Consider the following 6,000-nt stretch of genomic DNA (forward strand, 5'->3'; position numbering starts at 1 on the left):
CGAAGGTGATGTTGCCGTCCTAGACTGCTTCGCCTGACGGTGAGCTTCCGACGTGTCTATAAGCCAGCCATTAAAAGCCGCCCATCGCAGCTCCCATCTGCTGGAACGCTGTTCCGATATCGGGGACGTTGGCCGGAGGCAACGACGACGGATCGCGACACTCCTGCCGCTGCCTGCCGGCAATATTGAATACTCCCCGGTATCGCAGGTAGCCATAGGTGCTGACGGCCGGGATATTCAGCTCCGTATAGGTGCCGATATAGAAGCCCGCCAGCGAGTCGTGCACGTAATTGTCGAACAGCACCGCGCTTGCCTCGGGGACGGGGGCATGGTCGAGTACCAGATCCAGCAGTTGGCTCGTCTCCGCAGGGATCTTCGCGTAGTCGTACGCCTCCTGGGATGCTCGCGGTACCGGTACGAAAACGGGACGTCCCGTCCTGCGCCCGACCTCGATACGGTCATCGATCTCGGCCAGGTTCGCCCGATAGGACGCCATGTCCTTCTTTCCCTGCGCCAGGTTGCGCACCAGGTTGGCGAAATCGCGTTGCGCGTTGGCCAGGTCGACCTGGTCCTCGCCGTCTGCCTGCTTGAAGAACGGCTGTTGCAGCAAGCTCCCCTCGCCATTCCACAGCCGCATCCCTTTCCAGGCCACGTACTGGCGGCAATGCGCGCGGATCTGCTCGGCATGGACGCCGCCACCGGCGCCGTGGCCCGTCAGCCAGGCGTTGTAGTCGCGGATCAGTTGTGGATGGCAACCAAAATGCTGCGCACGGATCGAATCCTGCCGTATCTCCTCCATGGTCTTGAGCAACGCACCCGCCTTGATCGCCTCGTGATGCATGTCGATCAGCGGAATCTGCGCCAGCTTGGCCGTGCCATCAACCTTGCCATCGACGAAGTCCTTGCCTTGAGACCCCGGCGAATAACCGCCGCCCACGTCCGAATGCATGCCCGGATAAAGCGCTTCCCTGCCGCTCGCAGCCAGGTCCATCGGGAAGTTGATGCGCTGCTCGTGCAGGGCGGCGAAGTGCACGCACTGCCTGACCTCGGGATGGATGCTCATCATCTCGCCCGCGGCCCAGTCCCACTTGCCGTCGGACACCCGGCTGATCCCCGCCAATCCCACCGAAGCCACCGTGTCGAAGATTCCCAGGAAGCTCAGCTGCATCGGCACCCCGGCCACGTTGTAGCCGCATCCGCTGCCCCAGACCTCGGCGATCTCGTAGAGCCGGTGCACAAAGGCTCGCGCCTGCGCCGCACCGCGCGAGAAGCCAAACACCGAAATATTGACCGACTTGACGCGACGCTGGTGATTCTTGACCACGTTTTCCAGGCGCCGGGCGATGGATGTCAGCAGCGAACGCCGCAAAGGGCCTTCGAGCAGGCGCGTCCTGCTCATCGTGTTGGCTAGCGACTTCACTTCAGCAGGCGGCATCAGAGGCGCACCTGTCAGGTAGAAATGAACCGCATTGAAGACCTGGAGAATCGCCCAATGGATGCGGTCGGCGCCGTATAGCGCTGCACCGCCGCCCCGAGTGTCGCCCTCTTGGCTGGTGTCACCTACATCCGGAAAGGGCGTACCCACACCGGGGATATAGTAATTGAAGAAGCCGTTTTCCTCTTCTCTCAAGCGAACGTCGAACAAGCGCGCCACATTACTATGGCCGTTACGTATCAGTTGTGTCTGCGTACTGCGAGTCTTACCGGTAACGAAGGTTCCTGGCCAATCACGGTTGTTGCCGGTGCCATCGAAGAAAATGTTCACGTGTACCTGTCCCTGGCACTCGGAACTCTTGTCGCGCAGGCAGGCCAATGCACGAGCGCGGCGCTGCGCTTCGACTCCAGTCAGGCGCCGCATGCCATCGGCTGGCATCGGAAACGCACCCGTATCGGTCATTTCCTTGCTCCTTTGCCGTCGGTTCTCCACTCATCCCGGATAGGGTCTTCCCCTGCACGCAGCCCTGCTTCTGGTCCCGTCAGCGGATATTCTGGATGCCCGAGTCGGACATTAGTTAAAAATACCTTTATTTCCCCATCGCGGAGAAAATGAACGGCTAAATCCCCCACCTGGGTGTACCTTGGAACATTCACCACTCGTTTCCGGAAGGTTTTTAGGTCAGTCGTCCAATCAATCTCGACCTTCATTTCCTGATGCCAATGAGCCGGCACCATGGCACAGCAAACCGTAGTTCCCCCGCCACTGTGAGAATGTACGGAACCACCACCGCCACCGTTAATCAGAAATTGATATATATTTGAATCCGTATGGTTATAACCCACAATTCCTACGGGAATGGATTCCTCTTTTCCTCGACAGGATGCCAGCATCGGCAGCAGCATGACCAACAACGCAATCTCCCAACGCCAACGCGCCGGGCGTTGCACTTCGGCTCTCGTCAAATGCCATGTGCCATCAGCCGGCAATGTACCCGTGCTGGTCATTTCTTTGCTCCCTTGCCGTCGGTTCTCCACTCATCCCGGATAGGGTCTTCACCTGCACGCAGCCCCGCTTCTGGTCCCGTCAGTGGATAGTCCGGATGCCCAAGTCGGACATTGGTTACGAACACTTTGATTTCACCATTTCGGAGAAAATGTACAGCCAAATCCCCAACCTCATCGTACTTTGGGATCGGCATCACCCGCTTGTGATAGATCTTTAGATCAGTCGTCCAACTGATCTCGATCGTCATTCCCGAACGCCAATGGTTCGGCAACATCGCACAGCATGAGGTGCTCCCTCCCCCGGTGTGCGCATCAATAAAACTGTCGCCGTTACCTCCATTTATCAGAAACTGCGCAATAGTCGTGTCGGTATGGTTGTAACCCACGATCCCAACAGGAATGGATTCTTCTTTTCCTCGGCAAGCTCCCAGCACCGGAAGCAGCATAATCAATAGCGCCATAGCGTAGCGCCACCGTGCACCATCGATTGGAATCGACAATGTGCTCGTTACAATCCCAGTCATTGCGTTGTTCCTTCCTTGGCCTGCCGCAAGTCTTCGCGTACCGGATCCTCCCCTAAGCTCAAGCCTGCTTCTGGTCCTGTCAGCGGATAATCTGGATGCCCCAAGTAAAGATGGCTCACATAAACCTTGATCCCACCATTACGCAAAAAATGTACAGCCATGTGATTGGCTTTGTCGTCGTATTCTGGAATCGGCACCGTCAGCTTGTGGTAGGTCTTCAGATCAGTGGTCCATCTGATCTCGACTGTCATTCCTGGGCGCCAATGGTCCGGAATCATTGCACAGCATGAAGTACTTCCTCCCCCAGTATGCGCATCAATAAAGCTATCACCGTTACCCCCATTGATCAAAAATTGAGCAATAGTCGTATCAGTGTGGTTGTAGCCCACGATGCCGACGGGCGCTGATTCGTCTTTCCCCTGACAGGCTGCCAATGCCGGCAGCAGCATGATCAACAGCACCATCACCCAGCGCCACCGTGTTGGATGCTTCGCCTTGGCCTCAGTCAGACGCCGCAAGCCGCCGCCAGCCGGCATCTGCAATGCCCCCACCGTACTCCTTGTCATTGTTTTTCTCCCTCCTTAGCTAGCCGCAAATCCTCGCGCACTGGATCTTCGCCAGGGTTTAAGCCTGCCTCGGGGCCAGCCAATGGGTAATCAGGATGACCAAGGAATATCCCAGTCACAAAAACCTTTACATCCCCGTTTCGGAGAAAATGGACAGTCAAGTCTCCAACCCTTTCGTATTTTGGTATCGGCACTACTCTTCTATGAAAATTCTTTAGGTCGGTCGTCCAGCTAATCTCGACCGTCATTCCCGGATGCCAACGGTTTGGCACCATTGCACAGCACGATGTGCCCCCCCCTTGGTGTGGTCGCAGAGCTGAATCGCCATTGCCGCCATTGATCAAAAACTGAACAATGGTGAAATCGGTATGATTGTAGCCAACGATGCCGACGGGAATGGATTCCTCCTTTCCTCGGCAGGATGCCAGCATCGGCAGCAGCATGATCAACAACGCAATCCCCCAACGCCAACGCGCCGGGCGTTGCACTTCGGCTCTCGTCAAATGCCATGTGCCATCAGCCGGCAATGTACCCGTGCTGGTCATTTCTTCGCTCCCTTGCCGTCGGTTCTCCAATCATCCCGGATAGGGTCTTCACCTGCACGCAGCGCCGCTTCTGGTCCCGTAAGTGGATAGTCTGGGTGCCCGAGTCGGACATTGGTTACGAATACCTTGATTTCACCATTGCGGAGAAAATGCACAGCCAAATCTCCGACCTCATCGTATTTTAGAATCGGTATCACCCGCTTGTGATAGGCCCTTAGATCAGTCGTCCAACTGATCTCGACTGTCATTGCCGGGCGCCAATGGCGCGGAATCATTGCACAGCACGAAGTGCTTCCCCCTCCTTGATGCGGACGCAGAGCTGAATCGCCATTACCATCATTGATCAGAAACTGAACAATAGTGACGTCGGTATGGTTGTATCCCACGATGCCCACTGGAATGGACTCCTTCTTCCAGCAAGCCGTCAACCCCGGCAGCAACATGACCATCAGCACCAGATGCCCGCAACGCCGGCGCAGATCGTAGTAGGGGGAAGCGGGCAGGTACACGTTCTTTTCCCACTCCAGCCTAGGCCGGAAGCTCCGTGACGCGCTGGACGGAAGCCGGGCCGGGCAGCGATTCCCATAGCGGACTTCCGCTTTCCCACACATCCTCCGGCAGTGCCGTAACCCATTCCGAAAACGGCTGAGGCCACTGATCGCATGGACGGGCCAGGCGTTCGGCCACGGCCGGGTGCCGGCCGAACCCGCCCGAGGTGTATAGCGCCAGCAGCAGATACTGCACATGGTCGTCCAGCTTCTGCACGCCATGCGCCCGGGAGTCGTCCAGGTGCGCGCTGACGAACGGATACAGGGTATGGGCAGGAACCCTGCGCATCTCGTCCGGAATGACCCGGCGCAACTGCGCGATCGCCACGTCCGGCTCGCAGGCATCCAGCAAGCGCGCGTACTGGTCCGGATCCAGTCGCAGCGGCGGCAATGCCGGCAACGCGTCCGGCGGTGGCTCGGTCAATGCCAGTTCCTGCATGTCGCCAAAGCGATCGAAATACCGCCACTGCCGGATGCCCTTGAAAAATGCAGCCTGCTGCAGAGCGGTCAGCAGATCCGACCAGACCGGCAGTATGCGTGTGTCGTACCAGCGCAGCAGCATTTCCCGACCTCCCTGCTCCGGCACCTTGACCAGGTGGAAATCGCGGAAATGCCTGGCAAGCTCATGCAGTCCAAGATCGCTGACCAGTACGCTGACGGCAGGCTTGAGCGCACCCAGTTTCTCAATTTCCTTCGGTACCCTAGGATTCGCGTCAGGGCTGCCGTATTCGACCAGCAAGGGCGCGATTTCCTTGAGGCTCTCTTCGGCCTGTCCGTCGAACAGCGAGCAGTAGCGCACACCAAGCTGCTCCAGCCGTTCATGGAAATGCGGACGCTGCGCACTGTCGATCACCGCGTAGCGATACATCAGACTAATACCCCCGGTGTGCCCTGGCGTGCTGCATCCAGGATGCAGCTCCGGCAACTGCTGCGCGGGAACTGCGGCAACGGATAAGCCTGCTGCACCGGCCCGACGAAGGACTTCTTGGCCGCATGCACGCGGATGTTGCCCGGGCAGGCGAAGGTGATGTTGCCGCCTTCGATCGTCACGCTGGCGCCGCCGACGGTGGCCAGGTACACCATCTTGTCCGCCGCCAGTTCCATCGCCGCGTTGGCGCTGACCACCTTGAGCTGCTGCCGCGATCGCCGCTTTGCTGCCCTGCCCGCTGCCCGTGTCTGCAGTAGGCGTAACTTGCGAGTGCATCTGCCCGCACTGCTGCGGCTAGTTCCGCCAGCAAGACTATGGACTTGCACTATCTCTATGCCACTTGCGTCTCGACCTGCATGCTCGTATCTACCCGTGCATACCGAGCCTCGAAGTCGCCCCCCACATAGATGCAACGCGGATCGGAGGGAAGTGTCGCATCCATTCCGA

General features: G+C 58.3%; 8 protein-coding genes. All 8 read right to left on the reverse strand.

Annotated elements, in window-relative coordinates; translation table 11 throughout:
* Positions 1 to 70 precede the first annotated feature (70 nt).
* From LRX76_RS12800 to LRX76_RS18775, 8 genes are read right to left on the reverse strand one after another with little or no spacing between them, the layout of a single operon-like run.
* Positions 71 to 1,897, reverse strand: coding sequence for a DUF2235 domain-containing protein (locus LRX76_RS12800; RefSeq protein WP_231805820.1), 1,827 nt, complete (start codon positions 1,895 to 1,897; stop codon positions 71 to 73).
* Positions 1,894 to 2,442, reverse strand: a complete 549-nt coding sequence (locus LRX76_RS12805; RefSeq protein WP_231805822.1) for a DUF3304 domain-containing protein — start codon at positions 2,440 to 2,442, stop codon at positions 1,894 to 1,896. Before LRX76_RS12805 ends, LRX76_RS12800 begins: the two co-directional genes overlap by 4 nt.
* Positions 2,439 to 2,966, reverse strand: coding sequence for a DUF3304 domain-containing protein (locus LRX76_RS12810; RefSeq protein ID WP_231805824.1), 528 nt, complete (start codon positions 2,964 to 2,966; stop codon positions 2,439 to 2,441). The genes LRX76_RS12805 and LRX76_RS12810 overlap by 4 nt, the downstream gene beginning before the upstream one ends.
* Positions 2,963 to 3,532, reverse strand: a complete 570-nt coding sequence (locus LRX76_RS12815; RefSeq protein ID WP_231805826.1) for a DUF3304 domain-containing protein — start codon at positions 3,530 to 3,532, stop codon at positions 2,963 to 2,965. Before LRX76_RS12815 ends, LRX76_RS12810 begins: the two co-directional genes overlap by 4 nt.
* Positions 3,529 to 4,077, reverse strand: coding sequence for a DUF3304 domain-containing protein (locus LRX76_RS12820; RefSeq protein ID WP_231805828.1), 549 nt, complete (start codon positions 4,075 to 4,077; stop codon positions 3,529 to 3,531). Before LRX76_RS12820 ends, LRX76_RS12815 begins: the two co-directional genes overlap by 4 nt.
* On the reverse strand, positions 4,074 to 4,586 hold the full coding sequence (locus tag LRX76_RS12825) for a DUF3304 domain-containing protein (protein ID WP_231805830.1): 513 nt from the start codon (positions 4,584 to 4,586) through the stop codon (positions 4,074 to 4,076). The genes LRX76_RS12820 and LRX76_RS12825 overlap by 4 nt, the downstream gene beginning before the upstream one ends.
* Positions 4,587 to 4,605: 19 nt before the next feature.
* Positions 4,606 to 5,493 (reverse strand): DUF4123 domain-containing protein, encoded by an 888-nt coding sequence (locus LRX76_RS12830; protein ID WP_231805832.1) that lies wholly within the window; start codon positions 5,491 to 5,493, stop codon positions 4,606 to 4,608.
* Positions 5,493 to 5,879 carry a DUF2345 domain-containing protein gene (locus LRX76_RS18775; protein ID WP_331716777.1) on the reverse strand — a complete coding sequence of 129 codons (387 nt, stop codon included), beginning with the start codon at positions 5,877 to 5,879 and terminating at the stop codon, positions 5,493 to 5,495. Before LRX76_RS18775 ends, LRX76_RS12830 begins: the two co-directional genes overlap by 1 nt.
* Between the last annotated feature and the right edge of the window lie 121 nt (positions 5,880 to 6,000).

Source organism: Stenotrophomonas sp. MMGLT7 (assembly GCF_021168555.1).
In the GTDB taxonomy this organism is placed as follows: Bacteria; Pseudomonadota; Gammaproteobacteria; order Xanthomonadales; family Xanthomonadaceae; genus MMGLT7.